Source organism: Rugamonas brunnea (assembly GCF_014042345.1).
GTDB lineage: Bacteria > Pseudomonadota > Gammaproteobacteria > Burkholderiales > Burkholderiaceae_D > Rugamonas > Rugamonas brunnea.
Genome location: NZ_JACEZT010000007.1, coordinates 107,819 through 125,523, shown reverse-complemented (window position 1 = coordinate 125,523; position 17,705 = coordinate 107,819). Strand labels below are relative to the sequence as shown.

Below are 17,705 nucleotides of genomic sequence, written 5' to 3'. Positions count from 1 at the left end.
TCCGGGTCAGCGATGACTCATCATAGGATTGAAAGCGAAAAAACATGTTTCCATTTCACGACGCACGCTTCGCATTTCGTGACACGACACATGCTTGTGGCGCCTGATGCACAGCGCTGCACCGGCACGTGAACGTGCCCACCCGATGCACGGGCACCGGGCGTCACGTCGACGGGAAAGTGGGTGGGATGGCGCCGCTGCGGGGCGCCCCGCCCCGCCAAGCCAAGCCAAGCCAAGCCAGGCCAGGCTAGCCTCAACTTGGCTTGGGCCAGGCTCAGGCCGGGTTCAGTCGGGGCTCAGTTGGGGTTCAGGCCGGGCTGGCCAGCCGGGTGCGCGCGGCACGGCGCAGGGCCGGCGCGTCTGCCTCGGCCACGGTGGCCTCGCCAGCCTTGAGGCGGAAGATGCGCACCGAATCGTTGACGTTGTCGGCCTGCTCGCACAAGGCGCCGGCGGCCGCTAGCTGCTGCTCCACCAGGGCCGCGTTCTGCTGCGTCATGGCGTCGATGTGGCCGACGGCGGCGTGCACTTCGGCCATGCTGGCCTGCTGCAACTGGGCCGCGTCGCTGATACCGTCCAGCACCGAGGCCAGCTCCGTCACCGACTGCACGGCGTCGCGCATGCGGGCGCGCGCCTCGTCCGTGCGGCCGGCGCCCTGCCGCACGTGGTCGGCCGACTCGGCCACCAGTTGCTTGATCTGCTGGGTCGCCGCCGAGGTGCGCTGGGCCAGCGTGCGCACTTCCGTGGCCACCACAGCGAAGCCGCGTCCGGCCGGACCGGCGCGGGCCGCCTCCACCGCCGCGTTCAGCGCCAGCAGGTTGGTCTGGAACGCCACCGATTCGATCAGGTGGATGATCTCGCCGATATGGCTGGACGACGCGGAAATGTCCGTCATCGCATGGGCCGCCGCGTCCACCGCCTCGTCGCTGCGGCGCGCCACGGCGCCCGTCTGCCCGGCAAGGCCGGTGGCCGCGCTGACGGCTTGCGCGCCCTCGCGCACCTTGTCGTTGATGGCGGCCAGCGCGGCGGCCATCTGCTGCAGGCTGCCCGCCTGCGCTTCCGTGCGGGACGACAGGTCGGCATTGCCGGCCGCGATATCGTGCACGCTCCTGCGCAAATGATCGACCTCGTCGCGCACATCGCGCACCACGGCGCGCAGGTTGACCGACATCTGCAGCAAGGCCCGCTGCAACTGCCCCACCGTGCCGCTGGCGCCGGTGCTGACCGTGTGCGCCAGGTCGCCGGCCGCCAGCTGGTTGGCGTCGCGCAGCACGGCGCGCAGCGGCGCCACGTTCAGGTGCCACATGCGGGCCGTGGCCGCCCCCGCCACCAGCGCGGCGCCGACCACCTGCAGCCACAGGGGCAGGCCGCTGCGCGCCAGCCCGAGCAGGCAGGCCGCCGCCAACATTTGCAGCGCCAGCATGCGGCCCCGCGTGGATGGTGTGAGCTGGCGCCGCAGCCGGTTCAGCAGGCCGGCGCGCAGCACACGGCCGTGGCGCAGCGTGATGGTGGGATGGCCGCTGGCCGCGTCGGCCCGCATTTCGGCGTACAGCTTTTCGGCCATGGCCACGGCGGCCGGATCGGGCGCCGTGCGCACCGACAGGTAGCCCGTCACGCGGCCACCGTCCATCATCGGCGCGGCGTGCGCCAGCACCCAGTAGTGGTCGCCGTTCTTGCGGCGGTTCTTGACCAGGCCACTCCAGGGCCGCCCCTCCTGCAGCGTATCCCACAGGTCGCGGAAGGCCTCGGCCGGCATGTCCGGATGGCGGATGATGTTGTGGGGCTGGCCCATCAACTCCGCGTGCGTGAAGCCGCTGATATCCACAAAGGTGGGATTGCAGTACACGATGCGGCCCTTGGTATCGGTCACCGAGACGATGGTCTGGTCGGCGGGGAAGGTGTAAGCGCGCTGGCTTACCGGAAGGTTGGTGCGCATGATCGTCCTGATGGTCGGGCCGCAGCGCGCTGGCGCTCGGTGGGCGCGGCTGCACGATCGCGGCAGGCGCAGACGATGGATGGCGGCGGCGCGGGCTGGCCCATACCGGCCGCACCGCCGGCCGCACGGCTATTTGCTTTGAGTTGTTATTTTCCGTGCAGCAAGTACAGTGTCTGCCTGCCGGTGGCGCGCTGTCAACGGCCACTGTGGCGTGGCGGCGACCGTGTCAGCAAGTGACAAATGGCTGTCACGGGAAGCGAAATACCCATACTATTCATAATGTTATTGGCCAAAGCGGGCGTGCAAGTGATGCCCTGTTGCCCGGCGCGGCGCGGCGTCCCACCAACTCTTGCCGCAGACGCTATAATGGAAAGTTGAACCGAGCCCGGCTGCCCTGCCCGACCCGCCGCCGCGCCGTTCCGCTGTTCGCGCCGTTCCCGTTTGCCGTTCGCGCCGCGCGTTTTTAACTCTGCTCCGCTTTTTGGTCCGCCACGTGAATCCACATCTCGACAAGCTGCAATCCTACCCGTTCGAAAAACTGCGCCAGCTGTTCGGCCAGGTCCAGCCCAACACCCAGCACACGGCCATCAGCCTGGGCATGGGCGAACCCAAGCACCCCACGCCGCCGTTCATCCAGCAGGCGCTGATCGACAACATCGCCGGCCTGGCCAACTACCCGACCACCATCGGCACGGAAGCGCTGCGCGGCGCCATCGCCGGCTGGCTGGAGCGGCGCTACGGCATCCCGGCGCTGGACCGCGCCACCCAGGTGCTGCCCGTGAACGGTTCGCGCGAGGCGCTGTTCGCGCTGGCCCAGACCGTGATCGACCCGGCCGCCGATGCACTGGTGGTGTGCCCGAATCCGTTCTACCAGATCTACGAGGGCGCGGCCTACCTGGCCGGCGCCACGCCCTACTTCGTCAATTCCGACCCGGCCCGCAACTTCGGCTGCGATTACGACAGCGTGCCGGCCGAGGTGTGGCAGCGCGTGCGCCTGCTGTACGTGTGCTCGCCCGGCAATCCGACCGGCGCCACGCTGACGCTGACCGACTGGGAGCACCTGTTCGCCCTGTCCGAGCGCTACGATTTCATCATCGCCGCCGACGAGTGCTATTCCGAGATCTACCACGGCGACGAACCGCCACTGGGCGCGCTGCAGGCGGCCCACATGCTGGGCCTGTCCACGGTGGAGCGCCCGTACGCACGCCTGGTGGTGTTCTCCAGCCTGTCCAAGCGCTCCAACGTGCCCGGCATGCGCTCGGGCTTCGTGGCTGGCGACGCCGACGTGCTGAAAAAATTCCTGTTGTACCGCACCTATCACGGCAGCGCCATGAGCACCGCCGTGCAGGCTGCGTCGGTCGCGGCCTGGAACGACGAGACCCACGTCGAACAGAACCGCGCCCAATACCGCGCCAAGTTCGCCGCCATCACCCCGCTGCTGCGCGAGGTGATGGAGGTGGAATTGCCCGACGCCGGCTTCTACCTGTGGGCCGACGTCAGCCGCACCGGCCTGTCGGACACGGAATTCGCGCAACGCCTGTACGCCGAATATAATGTCACGGTACTGCCGGGCAGCTTCCTGGCGCGCGAGGCGCACGGCCTCAATCCGGGCCGCAACCGCATCCGCATGGCGCTCGTCTCCGGCACCGAGGAAGGCCTGGAGGCGGCGCGGCGCATCGTCCAATTCTGCAAAACCCTGAATCCTTAAAAGCGAACCACATCATGAGCCAACAACTCCAGAACATCATCGACCAGGCATGGGAAGACCGCGCCAACATCAACCCGTCCAACGGTAGCGCCGAGCTGCGCGACGCCGTCGCCCACGTGATCGCTGGCCTGGACGCGGGCACCATCCGCGTGGCCGAGAAGCCGGGCGCCGAGTGGATCGTCAACCAGTGGGTCAAGAAGGCCGTGCTGCTGTCGTTCCGCCTGGAGAACAACGTGGCCATGCCATCGGACGGCACCATGCAGTTCTACGACAAGGTGCCCACCAAATTCGCCAACTACACGGCCGACGATTTCGCCAAGGGCGGCTTCCGCGTGGTGCCGCCAGCCGTGGCCCGCCGCGGCTCGTTCATCGGCAAGAACGTGGTGCTGATGCCTTCCTACGTCAACATCGGCGCCTACGTCGATGAAGGCGCCATGGTCGACACCTGGGCCACCGTCGGTTCGTGCGCCCAGATTGGCAAGAACGTGCACCTGTCGGGTGGCGTGGGCATCGGCGGCGTGTTGGAGCCGATGCAGGCCAACCCCACCATCATCGAGGACAACTGCTTCATCGGCGCCCGTTCCGAGATCGTGGAAGGCGTGATCGTGGAAGAAAACTCGGTGATCTCGATGGGCGTGTACATCGGCCAGTCGACCAAGATCTACGACCGCGCCACGGGCGAAGTGACCTACGGCCGCGTGCCGGCCGGCTCGGTGGTGGTGTCGGGCAACCTGCCTTCGGACGACGGCAAGTACTCGCTGTACTGCGCCGTGATCGTCAAGCGCGTGGACGCCAAGACCCGCGCCAAGACCGGCATCAACGAACTGCTGCGCGGTATCTAAGCCCCACGCTTAGCCCCGCACCTGCCCGCGCGCGCCGGCTGCACACGCACCGCGCGCGCGGCGCCCGACCGCACCACACGAGGAGAACGCCATGGCGATGGAGCGCCTGTTCCAGCTGATGAAGGAAAAAAACGCGTCGGACATGTTCTTCGCGGTCAATTCCCCGGTCCACATCAAGATCAACGGCAACCTGATCCCCATCAACCAGCAGAAACTGGAGCCGGACAACGTCACGGTGCTGCTGTCGGAAGTGTGCAGCGCGGCCGAGATGGCGGAGCTGGAGCGGGAAAATGAGCTCAACATCGGTATCTCCGTGCCCAACCTGGGGCGCTTCCGCCTGTCGGCGTTCCGCCAGCGCGGCAGCATTTCGGCCGTGTTCCGCTTCGTGCCGGCCACCATCCCCGTGCTGGGCGAACTGGGGCTGCCGCCCGTGCTGTCGGACCTGATCATGGAAAAACGGGGCCTGCTGCTGCTGGTCGGCTCCACCGGCTCGGGCAAATCCACCACCATCGCCTCCATGCTGGACCACCGCAACGAACTGCGGCCCGGCCACATCCTCACGCTCGAAGACCCGATCGAGTATCTGTTCAAGAACAAGAAGTCCATCGTCAACCAGCGCGAGATCGGCAGCGACGCCAAGGACTACGCCACGGCGCTGCGCAATTCGCTGCGCCAGGCGCCCGACGCGATCCTGATCGGCGAGATCCGCGACAAGGAAACCATGGCCGCTGCGCTGGCCTACGCGCAGTCCGGCCACCTGGTGCTGGCCACGCTGCACGCCAACAACAGCTACAACGCGCTGAACCGCATCATCTCGTTCTACCCGATCGAGAACCGCCCCGCCCTGCTGCAGGACCTGGCCTCCACCGTCAAGGCCATCGTGTCGCAGCGCCTGGTGCGCTCGATCAATGGCGGCATGCGCACGGCCGCCGTGGAAGTGATGCTCAACACGCGCCACATCGCGGACCTGATCGAGAAAGGCGAGATCGGCCAGATCAAGGAAGCGATGGACAACAGCATGTCGCCCGGCTCGCAATCATTCGAACATGCGCTGCTCAAGCTGGTGAAGGACGGCGCCGTCAGCCAGGAGGAAGCGCTGGCCAACGCCGATTCGGCCACCAACCTGCTTTGGCTGCTCAATAACGGCCCGGACAGCAAACTGGCCCAGGCGCCATCCGAACCGGAGGCGCCCGCCAAGCCGGCATCGGACACCTCGTTCACGGAATTCACGCTCAACACCTGACGCGTGCTTATTTCACCTCGCGCGCCAGCTTGAGCATCTGGTAGCTGAGCGCCAGGCCGCGCCGGCGCGCCTCCGTGTGGTTGATGCGGAACGCCAGACCGTTCGGTTCGATCACCAGCCCGATCACGGCGCCGTTGCGGAACGATTCCGCGCTGTCGCCCACCACCAGCACCGGATCATCCCCCAGCGCTTCCTGCCAGCGCCGCAACTGGCCACGCTCGCTCGTCCCCAGCACCAGCAACTGGCACTGCGCGGCGCGCTGCGGCTCGCCCAGCGCCTGCAACCGGGTCGGGATGGCGCCGCCGGCCCGCTGCACCATGGCCCGCAACGCCTCCTGCAGCGCCGCATCGCCGGCCACGCAGTACGTGAATTCGCGCAGCGGCGGCGGCGGCCACTGGGTCAGCTGGGCGAAACGGTGGATGAAGGCGGCCTTCAGTTCGGCCTCGTCCTGGCCAGCCCGCGCGGGCGCGCACGCCAGCGCCAGCGCAGCCGACAGCCAGGCCAACAACGGGAGCCGCGCGCGCTTCATGACCCGAACCGCCGTGTCAGCGAGAAGCGCAGCACGCGCCCCTCCTGCCGCAGCGGTATGTTCACGCCGGTCGGCATGTCGTAGTAGCGCACATTGCCTATGTTGTACAGGCCCAGCGACACGTCCGTACCCAGGCCGGGGCGCCATAGCAGCGTCGCGTTCAGCAGCGCGTAACCGGGCAAATCCTGTTCGAACGCGCTGCGCCGGCTCACGCTCAACGCCTGCCACGACAACTGCAGCGCATCGCCCTGCAGCGGCTGCGCATACAGCAGCTTGACCAGCGTGCGCGGCGAGTTTTCGAGCCGCCGGTCCGCGCTGTCGCGCGTATCCTGCAATGAGACCGTCGCGCGCAGCCGCTGGCCGCCATCCCAGCGCCGCTCCAGCCCCAGTTCCGCACCGCGATTGCGGATCAGGCTGCTGTTTTCGTACACGGCGATGTCCTGGTTGGTGCTGATCAAGTCACGCAACTGCGAGCCGTACAACGACACCTGGTATTGCAGCCGGGGGGTAAGCCGGTGGTCCCACGCCAGCTCCAGCGTGCGCACGCGCTCCGGTGTGGGCAGCGGCGCGTCCTGCGGCGCGTTGACCTGGTATTCGTACAGATTGGCTTCGCGGAATGCGCTGCCGTACATCAGCTTGAGCGTGGCGTCGGGCACCCCGCTCCAGATCCACGCGAGGCGCGGATTGGTGCTGCCGCCGCCCACCATGGCCTGGTCGCGGCGCAAGCCCAGGATCAGGCGGTGCGTGTCGTTCAGCCGCCATGCGTCCTGCACGAACAGCCCGTGGCGGCGGTTGCGGCCGTAGAAGATGGCATCCGGCTCCTGCCCCACCGTGCCGGACGTGATCTCCTGGCGCCGGTCGCTCTGGTACTCGGCGCCGGCCATCAGGTCATGGTCGCGCCAGCGGTGCGTGCTCACGCGCAGGTCCACGTTAAGCCAGCGCCCCAGCGCCACATTATCGAATTCGCGCGCGCTCCCATCGTCGGCCAGGTAGGGATGGGTGTCACGGTACTGGCTGCGCTTGAGGGCGACGGCGCCGTACAGGTTCCAGTCCTCGCCCACCGAGTGGTCCCAGGCCAGCGAGGCGAACGCACCATCGTACACATTGCGCTGCTGGCCCAGCGGGCTGTCGTCGGCCGACGTCAGGTAGGCAGGGAAATCGCGTTCGCGCTGCGACACGCCGGTGCGCAAGGTCCAGTCTCCGGCGCTGGCCATGCCCAGCAGGCGCGCGCCCCGGTCCCAGTTGCGCCGCGCCAGCGCGTCGTGCTGCGCGGCCGGCACCTCGAACGGGGCCGCGATCCGGTCCTGCTCGAACGTGCTGGCGGCCAGCCAGCCCTCCCACTGGCCAGGCACGCGCTGGCCCCAACTGGCACGCACCTCGCGTCGCCGGTCGCTGTCGATATTGGCCCGCGCCTGCAGGCCACTCAGCTTGTCCGCGCCCTTGGTGATGACGTTCACCACGCCGAGGAAGGCGTTATTGCCGTACAGGGCGGAGCCGGGACCGGGCGCGTATTCGACCCGGTCGATCAGGTCCACATCGACGAAGAACTCCGGGCCCAGCGAGCCGGCGTCGTAGATGTTGTCGTTCACACGCATGCCGTCGACCATGAACAGCAACCGCGCGTTGAAATCGCCCGGCCGTCCCAGGCCGCGCGCGCCAACGTAGGTGAAGTTGCCGTCGCTGGTCACATACAGGCCCGGCATGCTGCGCAGGATGTCGCCCATGTTGCGCAGGCCGTGGCGCGCGATATCGGCATCCGTCAGCACGTAGGTCACCGAGGGCGCGTCGGCCGCGCTCTGGGCAAAGCGCGACGAGGTCGACTCCTCGACGGCGCGCGGCACGTCGTTCAAGGTCTGGCGCAGCAATTGTTCCAGCGTGGGATCGGCGCCGGCCGGCTGCCCTTGCGGTTCAGCGCCGGACGGCTGCCCCTGCTGCTGTCCCTGCGGCTCGCTGCGGGACAGGCCCTGCTGCTGCCCTTTCTGGTCTCCTTCCTGCTGCTCTTGCGGCGCGGCTTGCGCGCGCGCGGCCGGCCAGCTGGCTGCCACGGCCAGCATCAGCAGCCAGCCAGCACGGTCAGATCTGCGCATCGCGCGCCCTCCGGTAAGTGTTCTTGCCGGCCCGCTTGGCCGCGTACATGGCCTGGTCCGAGGCGTTGAGCAGTTCGCCCGCCTCATGCGCATCGAGCGGACTGAAAGCCAGGCCCACGGTGGCGCCGACCGGCATCACCTGGCCATCGACCAGCAGCGGCACGCGCACGGCCTCGATCAGGCGCAGCGCCAGATGCTCGGCCGCATGCTCATCCGGCAGGGCCGGCAGGATCAGCGCGAATTCGTCGCCGCCCAGCCGGCACAGCACATCGCCGGCCCGCACCACGCCAGCCATGCGGCGCGCCACTTCGCGCAGCACGGCGTCGCCGGCGTCGTGGCCATGCTGGTCGTTGACCGTCTTGAAATTATCGAGGTCGATGAACATGAGCGCCATCAGTTCACCCCGTTCGCCGTTGAGCGCCAGGCAGCGCTGCAATTCGCCCTGGAAGAACAGGCGGTTGGGCAGTCCCGTCAGGCTGTCCTGGTGGGCCATCTGGTGCAACTGCTGGCCGGCCGCCTGTTCCTGCACCAGCTTGTGGCGCAAATCCGCCTGCGAAATCTGGACCCGCCGCAGCATGTCATTGAAGCGCTCCGTCAGGCGCCCCACTTCGTCGGAGCGGCGCACGGCCGCGCGCCGGCTGTAGTCCTGGTCCTGCGCCACGCGCTCGGCCAGGTCGGACAACTCCACCAGCGGCGCCAGCGCGCGCCGCTGCACCACGCTCAAGCCGCGTGCGGCGATGCCGATGGCGGCGGCGATCAGCAGCGCGGCCACGCCCGTCAAGAGCAGCACGGCCCGGTGCAGGCTTTGCAGGCTTTCGCGCAGCAGCAGCGCCCCCACCATCTCGCCTTTGAGCCGCACCGGCGCCCACACTTCCAGCGTGCTGGTGTCGGCCGCACCGCGCGCGTCGACGGCGGCCAGGCCGGCCGGCACGCGCGCCGCGCCCTCTTGCGGCTGGCCATCGGCCTGCCACTGCACGAACAGGCCGCCGCGCTCATTCAACACCTGCACCAGCAGCAGGTCGCTGCGGCGCGAGAACGCGGCCAGCTCGTTGCGGGCCGCGTCCGCGTCCGCGAACACCAGCATGGGGGCCACGCTGTTGGCCAGCAGTTGCGCGCTCAGTTGCGCACTTTGCATCTGGCGCGCACGCGCCACCCACCAGGTAGCGGTGGCCAGCAGGATAAATGTGAGCAGCATGGTCACGCTCAGCACCAGCAAATTCATCCTGGTCAGGCGGCGTACCAGCGAATTGCGGGGCGCCAGCGCGGATGGAGAGGTGTCGGTCATGTCGGCGTGGGCGATGCAGGTACGTGGGGCGGACAGGCGGCTGCCCGCCCCGCTCGTTTCCAATGGGAATAATCTGCCTGAAATTGTAAGCGCAAAGCCGGCTACGGTGGCGCAAATGCGCGCGCACCGTGGCGGGGCCGCCACCGCCGGCCGCAGCCACTGCCGGGGCGCCGGGCATGGTATCCTAACGGGTTGCGCATCGGCCGCGTGATCCATCCGCGTTCCGGAGGCGGTCGCCGGCAGCTCCCGCCCCTGCACCGCAGCCGCGGCCAAATACATAAGTGACTGATTTACAATGACAATTACCCTCTACGGCATCCCCAACTGCGACACCGTCAAGAAAGCCCGCGTGTGGCTGGGCGAGCAGCGCCACGATTTCGCCTTCCACGACTTCAAAAAGCAGGGCCTGACGGCCGACGTGGTGGCCGGCTGGCTGCGCCACGTGCCGCGCGACGTGCTGGTGAACCGCAAGGGCACCACCTGGCGCGCCCTGTCGGACGAGCAGAAGGCGGCCGTGGTGGACGACGCGGCCGCCATCGCCCTGGTGCTGGCCTACCCGTCCATCGTCAAGCGCCCCGTGCTCGACGTCGATGGCCAGGTGGCTGTCGGCTTCTCGCCCGCGCAATACGCACAGATTTTCAATCCCTGATACGAACACCCCATGATGACTTCCAAGACCCTGGCGCTGACGGAAAAACTGATCGCCCTCTCCTCTGTTACCCCGGACGACAAAGGCTGCCAGCAGCACCTGATCGACCTGCTGTCGCCGCTGGGCTTCGCCTGCGAAGTGATCGAATCGAACGGCGTGACCAACCTGTGGGCCCGGCGCGGCACCACGGCGCCACTGCTGGTGTTCGCCGGCCACACGGACGTGGTGCCCACCGGCCCGGTCGAACAATGGCGCTCGGAGCCGTTCAACCCCACCCACCGCGACGGCAAGCTGTATGGCCGTGGCGCGGCCGACATGAAGACCTCGATCGCCGGCATGGTGGTGGCGTGCGAGGAGTTCATCGCCGCCCATCCCGACCACAAAGGCTCGATCGCCTTCCTGATCACCAGCGATGAGGAAGGCCCGGCCATCGACGGCACCGTCGTCGTGTGCAATATGCTGCGCGAACGCGGCGAACAGCTCGACTACTGCATCGTGGGCGAACCGACCTCCGACGAGACGCTGGGCGACATGATCAAGAACGGCCGCCGCGGCTCGCTGTCGGCCAAGCTCACCATCAAGGGCGTGCAGGGCCACATCGCCTACCCGCAGCTGGCGCGCAACCCGATCCACCTGGCCGCGCCGGCGCTGGCCGAACTGGTGGCCGAGCGCTGGGACGAGGGCAATGAGTACTACCTGCCCACGTCGTGGCAAATGTCGAACATCAACGCCGGCACCGGCGCCAACAACGTGATCCCGGGCGAGATGGTGATCGACTTTAACTTCCGCTTCTCCACCGCCAGCACCCACGAGACGCTCAAGCAACGCGTGCACGCCATCCTCGACAAGCACAACCTCCACTACGACATCAAGTGGACGCTGGGCGGCCTGCCATTCCTGACCCCGCGCGGCGCCCTGAGCGACGCGCTGTCGGCCGCCATCCGCGCAGAGACCGGCGTGGAGACGGAACTGTCGACCACGGGCGGCACCTCGGACGGCCGCTTTATCGCGCAGATCTGCCCCCAGGTGATAGAATTCGGGCCTCCCAACGCCAGCATCCACAAGATCGACGAGCACATCGAACTGCGCTTCGTCGATCCGCTGAAGAACATCTACCGTCGCACGCTGGAAAACCTGCTGCGCTGATGCCCGGCCCGGGGCGCCCGCGCGCCCGGCCGAGGGCCAACCATACCGATACACCGAGCGATACACCGAGAACGCCATGACCACGACTCCCTTCACCACGCCGCGCGACCTGCTGCGCTACGCCGTCACCCGCTTCAACACCGCCCAGCTGTTCTTCGGCCACGGCAGCGCCGAGGCGCTCGACGAGGCGGCCTACCTGATCCTTCACACGCTCAAGCTCCCGCTCGACAAGCTGGACCCGTTCCTGGACGCGCGCCTGCTGCCCGAGGAAGTGGCGGCCGTGCTGGCCGTGATCGAGCGCCGCGCCGTGGACCGCGTGCCGGCCGCCTACATCACCAACGAGGCATGGCTGGGCACCTACAACTTCTACGTCGACGAGCGCACCATCGTGCCGCGCTCCTTCATCGCCGAACTGATCCCCGACTACTTCGCGCCGTGGGTCAATGAGCCGGACAACATCGCCAACATCCTGGAACTGTGCACGGGTTCCGGCTGCCTGGCCATCATGCTGGCCGACGCCTTCCCGGATGCCCAGGTGGACGCCGTCGACATCTCGGCCGATGCGCTGGAAGTCGCGCGCCGCAACGTGGCCACCTACAAGCTGGAAGACCGCGTCAACCTGATCCAGTCCGACCTGTACACCAACGTGCCGGCCAAGAAGTATGACCTGATCATCACCAACCCGCCGTATGTGAACTCCGGCTCGATGGCCAAGCTGCCCAAGGAATACCTGGCCGAGCCGCAGATCGCCCTCGATGGCGGCAGCGACGGCATGGACCTGGTGCGCAAGATCGTCGCCGGCGCCGCCGAACGCCTGACGGACGACGGCATCCTGATCGTCGAAATCGGCAACGAGCGCACATTCGCGGAAGCGGCCTTCGGCCACCTGGGCCTGACCTGGCTCACCACCAGCGCCGGCGACGACATGGTGTTCCTGCTCACGGCCGACCAGCTCAAACTGTAAAGAACCACCTGATGATCCGTTTTATCAATGTAAGCCTGATGCGCGGCGTGAAGCCGCTGCTGGAAAGCGTCGATGTCACGCTCAACCCCGGCGACAAGATCGGCCTGATCGGCGCCAACGGCGCCGGCAAATCGAGCCTGTTCGCCATGCTGCGCAATGAGCTGCACCCGGACCAGGGCGAAATCGACTTCCCCGCCAAGTGGCGCATGGCCTACGTGGCCCAGGAAACCCCGCCGCTGGAGCGCGCCGCGCTCGACTACGCCATCGACGGCGACGTCACGTTGCGCAAGCTGGAAGCGGAACTGGCGCGCCTGGAGGCGGAGCCGGAGTCGCACGACAACGGCATCGCCATCGGCGAAATCTACAGCGCGCTGGCCGACGCCGACGCCTACACCGTGCAGTCGCGCGGCGAACAACTGCTGCTGGGCCTCGGCTTCACGCTGGACCAGATGCAACAGCCGGTGGCCAGCTTCTCGGGCGGCTGGCGCATGCGCCTGAACCTGGCGCAGGCGCTGATGTGCCCTTCCGACCTGCTGCTACTCGATGAACCAACCAACCACCTGGACCTGGACGCCATCATCTGGCTGGAGGACTGGCTCAAGCGCTACACGGGCACCCTGATCATCATCTCCCACGACCGCGACTTCCTGGACGAAGTGGTGAACGTGGTGGTGCACATCGACGAGCGCAAGCTGAAGCGCTACTCGGGCAACTACTCGGCATTCGAACGCCAGCGTGCGGCCCAGATGGCGCTGGCCGCCGGCGCGCTGGAAAAGCAGCAGCGCAAGCGCGCCCATCTGGAATCGTTCATCGAGCGCTTCAAGGCCAAGGCCTCCAAGGCACGCCAGGCGCAAAGCCGCATGAAGGCGCTGGCCAAGATGGAGGAACTGGCGCCGCTGCGCGCGGCGGCCGAATTCTCGTTCGAATTCCGCGAACCGCTGAACGCCCCCAACCCGCTGCTGGTGATGGAGGAAGTGAACGCCGGCTACCGCATCGAGGACGACAAGACGGGCGACGTGTCCACCAAAAGCATCGTCCACAACATCAACTTCTCGCTGCAGATCGGCCAGCGCATCGGCCTCTTGGGCGTAAACGGCGCCGGCAAATCGACGCTGATCAAGACCATCGCCGGCGAGCTGTCGCCGCTGACGGGCGAAGCGACGATCGGCAAGGGCCTGACCATCGGCTACTTCGCCCAGCACCAGGTGGAGATGCTGCGCCACGACGAATCGCCGCTGTGGCACCTGGCCAAGATCGCGCCCACCACGCGCGAGCAGGAACTGCGCAACTTCCTCGGCGGCTTCAACTTCCCCGGCACCATGGTCACCAGCCCCATCGCCCCGTTCTCGGGCGGCGAAAAGGCGCGCCTGGCGCTGGCCATGATCGTGTGGCAGCGCCCCAACCTGCTGCTGCTGGACGAACCGACCAACCACCTGGACCTCGAAACGCGCGAAGCGCTGACGGAAGCGCTGGCCCAGTTCGAAGGCACGCTGGTGGTGGTATCGCACGACCGCCACCTGCTGCGCGCCACCACCGACCAGTTCATCATCGTGGCCGACGGCAAGCTGCAACCGTTCGACGGCGATCTGGACGACTACAAGGACTGGCTGTTCCAGACCAAGCTGGGTAAAGGGACTGACGTGCTGCCGGCCGCCGGCAAGGCCAACAAGACCGACTACCCGGTGGCCTCGCCCGTGGCGCCGCCGCCCGCGCCGGCCGTGGACCGCAAGGACCAGAAGCGCCAGGCGGCCGAAGACCGCCAGCGCCTGGCCGCGCTGCGCAAGCCGCTGGAACAGAAGATCAAGCGCCTGGACGACCAGATCGCCAAGCGCAGTACGCAGAAGACGGAAGTGGACACCCTGCTGGCCGATGCGGCCATCTACGAGCCGGCCAACAAGGCCAAGTTGAAGCAGGCGCTGGCCGACCAGTCCTTCTTCACTAAGGACCTGGCGCAGCTGGAAGGCGAATGGCTGGAGTTGCAGGAACAGCTGGAGGCGCTGGTCTAGCCCGCGCCAACACCGTAAAACCGGGGTCAGGTCATGCTACAGGGCAATCAAGCGGTTTTCTTGATTGCCCGGTAGCATGACCTGACCCCGGTTTTTTGCTCTGGAGCCGCCTCGCTCACGCGGCCTGGCGCGCGCCCACCGGCACTTTGCGGATCGACATCAGGCGGTCGATATCGACCACGATCAGGCGCCGCCCGTCCACCTCGCCCAGTCCCAGCAGGTAATCGACAGGCTGGCCGGCCCCGGCGCCAGGGATGGGCTGGATCTGCTCCGCGCTCAGGCTGACGATGTCCGTCACGCCATCGACCACCATCCCCATCACGCAGCTCGACAGCTTGAGGATGATCACGTCCGTCATCGGATCGTGGCGCTCGGGCCGCGGCCCAAACGCGATGCGCATGTCGACGATGGGCATGATGACGCCGCGCGACACGGCCACCCCGCTGACAATCTCACCATCCGTGGCGAAGCGCTCCAGCGCCTTCAGCGGCCGCAACTCCTGCACCTTGCGAAAGTCGAGCGCGTATTCCAGGCCGCCCAGCTGGAAACTCAGGTACTGCTGGACGCTGGCGGCCACCGGCTCCGTGCCCGGCACGGTTCCGGACAGCGGCGGCGTGGCGCTGGCGCATTGCGTTTTCGCGGTTGGCATGGTGTTCCTTTCGTCCGAAATTCGGCGCTGCGGCGCCAGCCGCGCCACAGCGTCCAGTAACAGGCATGTGCCATCCTAACCGCCGCCCCCGCTGCCGATGTTGAGCCGCCTCAACGCCGCCGCAACGCCGCCCCCGCCACTTCCAGTTTGCTACAATGAACACCCGCCCCTTCACAGCTTGCCACCATGCCGCACTGGCCACGCCCTCAACCCCGCCTACGCTGCCCGCGCGCCCGCGTGCGCGCCACCGCGCCATGAACGGGCAGCCATCCGTCACGGTCGATCCGCATCAGGTGGAATTGATCGCCATCCGGGCCCAGGGGCCGGGCGGCCAGAATGTGAACAAGGTGTCGAGCGCGGTGCACCTGCGCTTCGATATCGGCGCGTCGTCGCTGCCATCGCACATCAAGGAACGTTTGCTGGCCTTGCGCGACCACCGCATCACGCGCGAAGGGGTGGTGGTGATCAAGGCGCAGCAGTCGCGCAGCCAGGAGGCCAACCGCGAAGACGCCTTGCGCCGCCTGCAGGAACTGGTCGACAGCGTGGCCGTGCTGCCGCCGCCGCGGCGCGCCACCCGCCCCACGCTGGGCAGCCAGCGCAGGCGGCTCGACAGCAAAAGCCTGGCCGGCGCGCGCAAGCAGTTGCGCGGCAAAGTCGTGCTGTAGCCCTGCCGGCCAGTCCGGCCACCTCGGGCGGCGTGGCCTTATTCGCCCAGCGCCCAGTCGACGGCGCCGCTGCTGCCTGAAAAAAGCACGGGCCGGCTGTTGCCGGTCGTGCGCAGCATGGCCTTGATGGCTTTGGGCGCGCTGTCGTGCAAGGGGCCCAGGTCGGGATTGAACACCATCGAGCGTACCGTCACGTCGCCGTCCACCAGCCGCACCACGCAGCGCGAGCCGCGCATCACCTGCTGTTTCTGGCGTTCCACCAGCGCCATCTGCTCGCGCACCTGCTCCTGCCGCACCTGCTCGGCCTTGAGCGCCAGCGACAACTTAGCCACCGCCTTGAGCGTAGGGCCCACGGCGCCGGCCATCTTGTGGAACAACTGCTCCTGCTCCGGCGTGAGCACCACTTCATGCTTGCGCACGCGGGTGGCCAGGGTCAGGTAGTTGCGCACTTCGGTCTGGCCCGTCAGGCCATCCATCTCGTTCTTGCGCTGCGCAGCCTCGCGCTCGTGCCGCGCCAGTTGCGTGCCCAGTTCGGCCAGCTTGAAATCGTACTTGGACGTGTCGGGCACCAGCGCGAACACCAGCATCTCCGACTGCTTGCGGGGCCCGGCGCTGGCGATGTCGATCTTGCGGCCCGCCACGGCGCAGCCGATGGCCAGCTTGATCATCACGTCATCGCCGATGATCTCGCAATTGACGGCCTCGCCCACCAGCACCCGGGTGCCGGAGATGACGCAATTCTCGGCCCGCGCCACCGTGATCTCGCCGTTCTTGGTCTGCAGCACGGCGCCCGAGGCCACGCCCTTCATGCGGATGTCGCCGTTGGCGTTGACGGCGCTGCCGCCCACCAGGTTGCGGTGCAGGACGATGGTGCCGCCGCGCGAGCTGATCTTGCCGAACACGTCGCCGTGGATGGTGATGCTGCCGCCCTCCACCGTGCGCTGCTCCTGGACTTCGCCGAACTCCTCGTACTCGCCCGCCAGCTGCAAATTGCCCGTGGTGCGCGCGCTCACCCCTTCGCGGCTGATGATCTTGGGGCCGATCGAGATGCGCTTGCTGGACGGGTCAACGTGCAGGAAGCCTTCCACCGCCGCCACCAGGTATTCGCCGTCGGGCTGGTGCTCGATCACGGTGCCGGTGCCGGCCACGGTGCTCAGTTCGATGTCGCGTGGCGGCGGCGGCTCGATCACGATGCCCGACAACTCGTAGCCGCGCACGCCGGCCACGCGCGGCACCTTGCGCAGCAGCCGGGTGTGCGCCTTGACTTGGGGGAAGCGGTTCTGGAAGGTGTGCCAGTCGAGCCGGCCGTCGGCCATCTCGCGCGGCGCGTTGCTGCGGTGGATATCGCGCGACACTTCGACGAAGGCGGCGTCCACGCCCGGCGTGGGGTCCAGCCGCCGCGCCGCCACGATGCGCGCCGCCTTGCCCGATGCGATCACCGCCTTGACGGCCGGCGCGTCGATGCCGAAGCGGATACCCTTGACCCACATGTCGGCCACGAATTCGCCGAAATCGAGACGGGCCGGCTGGGGCGGCGCGTCCGGCACCTCCAGGAACACGGGCTCGAAATAGTATTCGGCTTCGCCGTGCACGATGCGCACGGCCTTGTACAGTTCGCGCCGCGCCGACGGAAACGGCTGGACATCGTCGGCGAAGCGGATCAGGGCCTGGTTCTGCAAGCCTTGCGGCAGCGCCGGGCCGCAGTTGTACAGCACGCGGATGAAGACGGAATAATCAAGCCCGGCGAAGCAGGCACTGGACAGGAAGACCTGGTTGACGGCGGCCTGGCAGGCCACGGCCTGCGCGTCGGCCCGGAAGTACACGCCGTCGGGCCGCCTGACCACGGCTGACGGCAAGCCGTCATCCGCAAGTTCATCATCAGCCAGGGCGTCGTCAGACACGGTCTTCCTCGGTCGGGTATGGTGGCAAGGCGCCGGCATCGGCCGCGCCGCTGCTGCTGGTGCTGGTGCAACCGTTAGTCAGCGCCTGAAGCGTACCA

14 protein-coding genes are annotated in these 17,705 nt (G+C 67.6%); 8 read left to right on the top strand and 6 right to left on the bottom strand.

Annotated elements, in window-relative coordinates:
* Window positions 1-307 precede the first annotated feature (307 nt).
* Window positions 308-1,933 (bottom strand): methyl-accepting chemotaxis protein, encoded by a 1,626-nt coding sequence (locus tag H3H37_RS12415; protein WP_182162851.1) that lies wholly within the window; start codon window positions 1,931-1,933, stop codon window positions 308-310.
* 493 nt (window positions 1,934-2,426) lie between these two features.
* On the opposite strand from H3H37_RS12415, the gene dapC reads away from it, so the two are divergent.
* The 3 genes from dapC (at window position 2,427) to H3H37_RS12400 (ending at window position 5,726) form a co-directional block, all read left to right on the top strand.
* Window positions 2,427-3,641, top strand: coding sequence for a succinyldiaminopimelate transaminase (gene dapC / locus H3H37_RS12410; RefSeq protein WP_182162849.1), 1,215 nt, complete (start codon window positions 2,427-2,429; stop codon window positions 3,639-3,641).
* A gap of 14 nt (window positions 3,642-3,655) precedes the next feature.
* On the top strand, window positions 3,656-4,483 hold the full coding sequence (dapD, locus tag H3H37_RS12405) for a 2,3,4,5-tetrahydropyridine-2,6-dicarboxylate N-succinyltransferase (RefSeq protein ID WP_182162847.1): 828 nt from the start codon (window positions 3,656-3,658) through the stop codon (window positions 4,481-4,483).
* A gap of 91 nt (window positions 4,484-4,574) precedes the next feature.
* Complete coding sequence (locus tag H3H37_RS12400) at window positions 4,575-5,726, top strand: PilT/PilU family type 4a pilus ATPase (RefSeq protein WP_182162845.1); 1,152 nt, start codon at window positions 4,575-4,577, stop codon at window positions 5,724-5,726.
* 7 nt (window positions 5,727-5,733) lie between these two features.
* On the opposite strand, the gene H3H37_RS12395 is transcribed toward H3H37_RS12400, so the two are convergent.
* The 3 genes from H3H37_RS12395 to H3H37_RS12385 are packed head-to-tail and all read right to left on the bottom strand — an operon-like array spanning window position 5,734 to window position 9,627.
* Window positions 5,734-6,255 (bottom strand): YfiR family protein, encoded by a 522-nt coding sequence (locus tag H3H37_RS12395; protein ID WP_182162843.1) that lies wholly within the window; start codon window positions 6,253-6,255, stop codon window positions 5,734-5,736.
* Complete coding sequence (locus H3H37_RS12390) at window positions 6,252-8,342, bottom strand: TonB-dependent receptor plug domain-containing protein (RefSeq protein WP_229218798.1); 2,091 nt, start codon at window positions 8,340-8,342, stop codon at window positions 6,252-6,254. Before H3H37_RS12390 ends, H3H37_RS12395 begins: the two co-directional genes overlap by 4 nt.
* Window positions 8,329-9,627 carry a sensor domain-containing diguanylate cyclase gene (locus tag H3H37_RS12385; RefSeq protein WP_229218797.1) on the bottom strand — a complete coding sequence of 433 codons (1,299 nt, stop codon included), beginning with the start codon at window positions 9,625-9,627 and terminating at the stop codon, window positions 8,329-8,331. Before H3H37_RS12385 ends, H3H37_RS12390 begins: the two co-directional genes overlap by 14 nt.
* Window positions 9,628-9,922: 295 nt before the next feature.
* Between H3H37_RS12385 and H3H37_RS12380 the strand changes: the two genes are divergently transcribed.
* From H3H37_RS12380 to H3H37_RS12365, 4 genes are all read left to right on the top strand, one after another.
* Complete coding sequence (locus H3H37_RS12380) at window positions 9,923-10,276, top strand: Spx/MgsR family RNA polymerase-binding regulatory protein (protein ID WP_182162841.1); 354 nt, start codon at window positions 9,923-9,925, stop codon at window positions 10,274-10,276.
* Window positions 10,277-10,288: 12 nt separating this feature from the next.
* Window positions 10,289-11,422 carry a succinyl-diaminopimelate desuccinylase gene (gene dapE, locus H3H37_RS12375; protein WP_182162839.1) on the top strand — a complete coding sequence of 378 codons (1,134 nt, stop codon included), beginning with the start codon at window positions 10,289-10,291 and terminating at the stop codon, window positions 11,420-11,422.
* A 76-nt stretch (window positions 11,423-11,498) separates the two neighbouring features.
* On the top strand, window positions 11,499-12,386 hold the full coding sequence (gene prmB / locus H3H37_RS12370) for a 50S ribosomal protein L3 N(5)-glutamine methyltransferase (RefSeq protein WP_182162837.1): 888 nt from the start codon (window positions 11,499-11,501) through the stop codon (window positions 12,384-12,386).
* 11 nt (window positions 12,387-12,397) lie between these two features.
* The gene (locus H3H37_RS12365) at window positions 12,398-14,392 is read left to right on the top strand and encodes an ATP-binding cassette domain-containing protein (protein WP_182162835.1); all 1,995 of its coding nucleotides are present in this window, start codon (window positions 12,398-12,400) and stop codon (window positions 14,390-14,392) included.
* Window positions 14,393-14,507: 115 nt separating this feature from the next.
* On the opposite strand, the gene H3H37_RS12360 is transcribed toward H3H37_RS12365, so the two are convergent.
* Window positions 14,508-15,041: a chemotaxis protein CheW gene (locus H3H37_RS12360; protein WP_182162833.1), complete on the bottom strand. Its 534-nt coding sequence runs from the start codon at window positions 15,039-15,041 to the stop codon at window positions 14,508-14,510.
* Between the two features lie 254 nt (window positions 15,042-15,295).
* Here H3H37_RS12360 and arfB point away from each other — a divergent pair, with 254 nt between their 5' ends.
* Window positions 15,296-15,706, top strand: a complete 411-nt coding sequence (gene arfB / locus H3H37_RS12355) for an alternative ribosome rescue aminoacyl-tRNA hydrolase ArfB (RefSeq protein WP_182163147.1) — start codon at window positions 15,296-15,298, stop codon at window positions 15,704-15,706.
* 38 nt (window positions 15,707-15,744) lie between these two features.
* Here the strand turns inward: arfB and H3H37_RS12350 are convergent, their stop codons facing one another.
* The gene (locus H3H37_RS12350) at window positions 15,745-17,607 is read right to left on the bottom strand and encodes a flagellar assembly protein A (RefSeq protein WP_311197473.1); all 1,863 of its coding nucleotides are present in this window, start codon (window positions 17,605-17,607) and stop codon (window positions 15,745-15,747) included.
* Window positions 17,608-17,705: the final 98 nt, after the last annotated feature.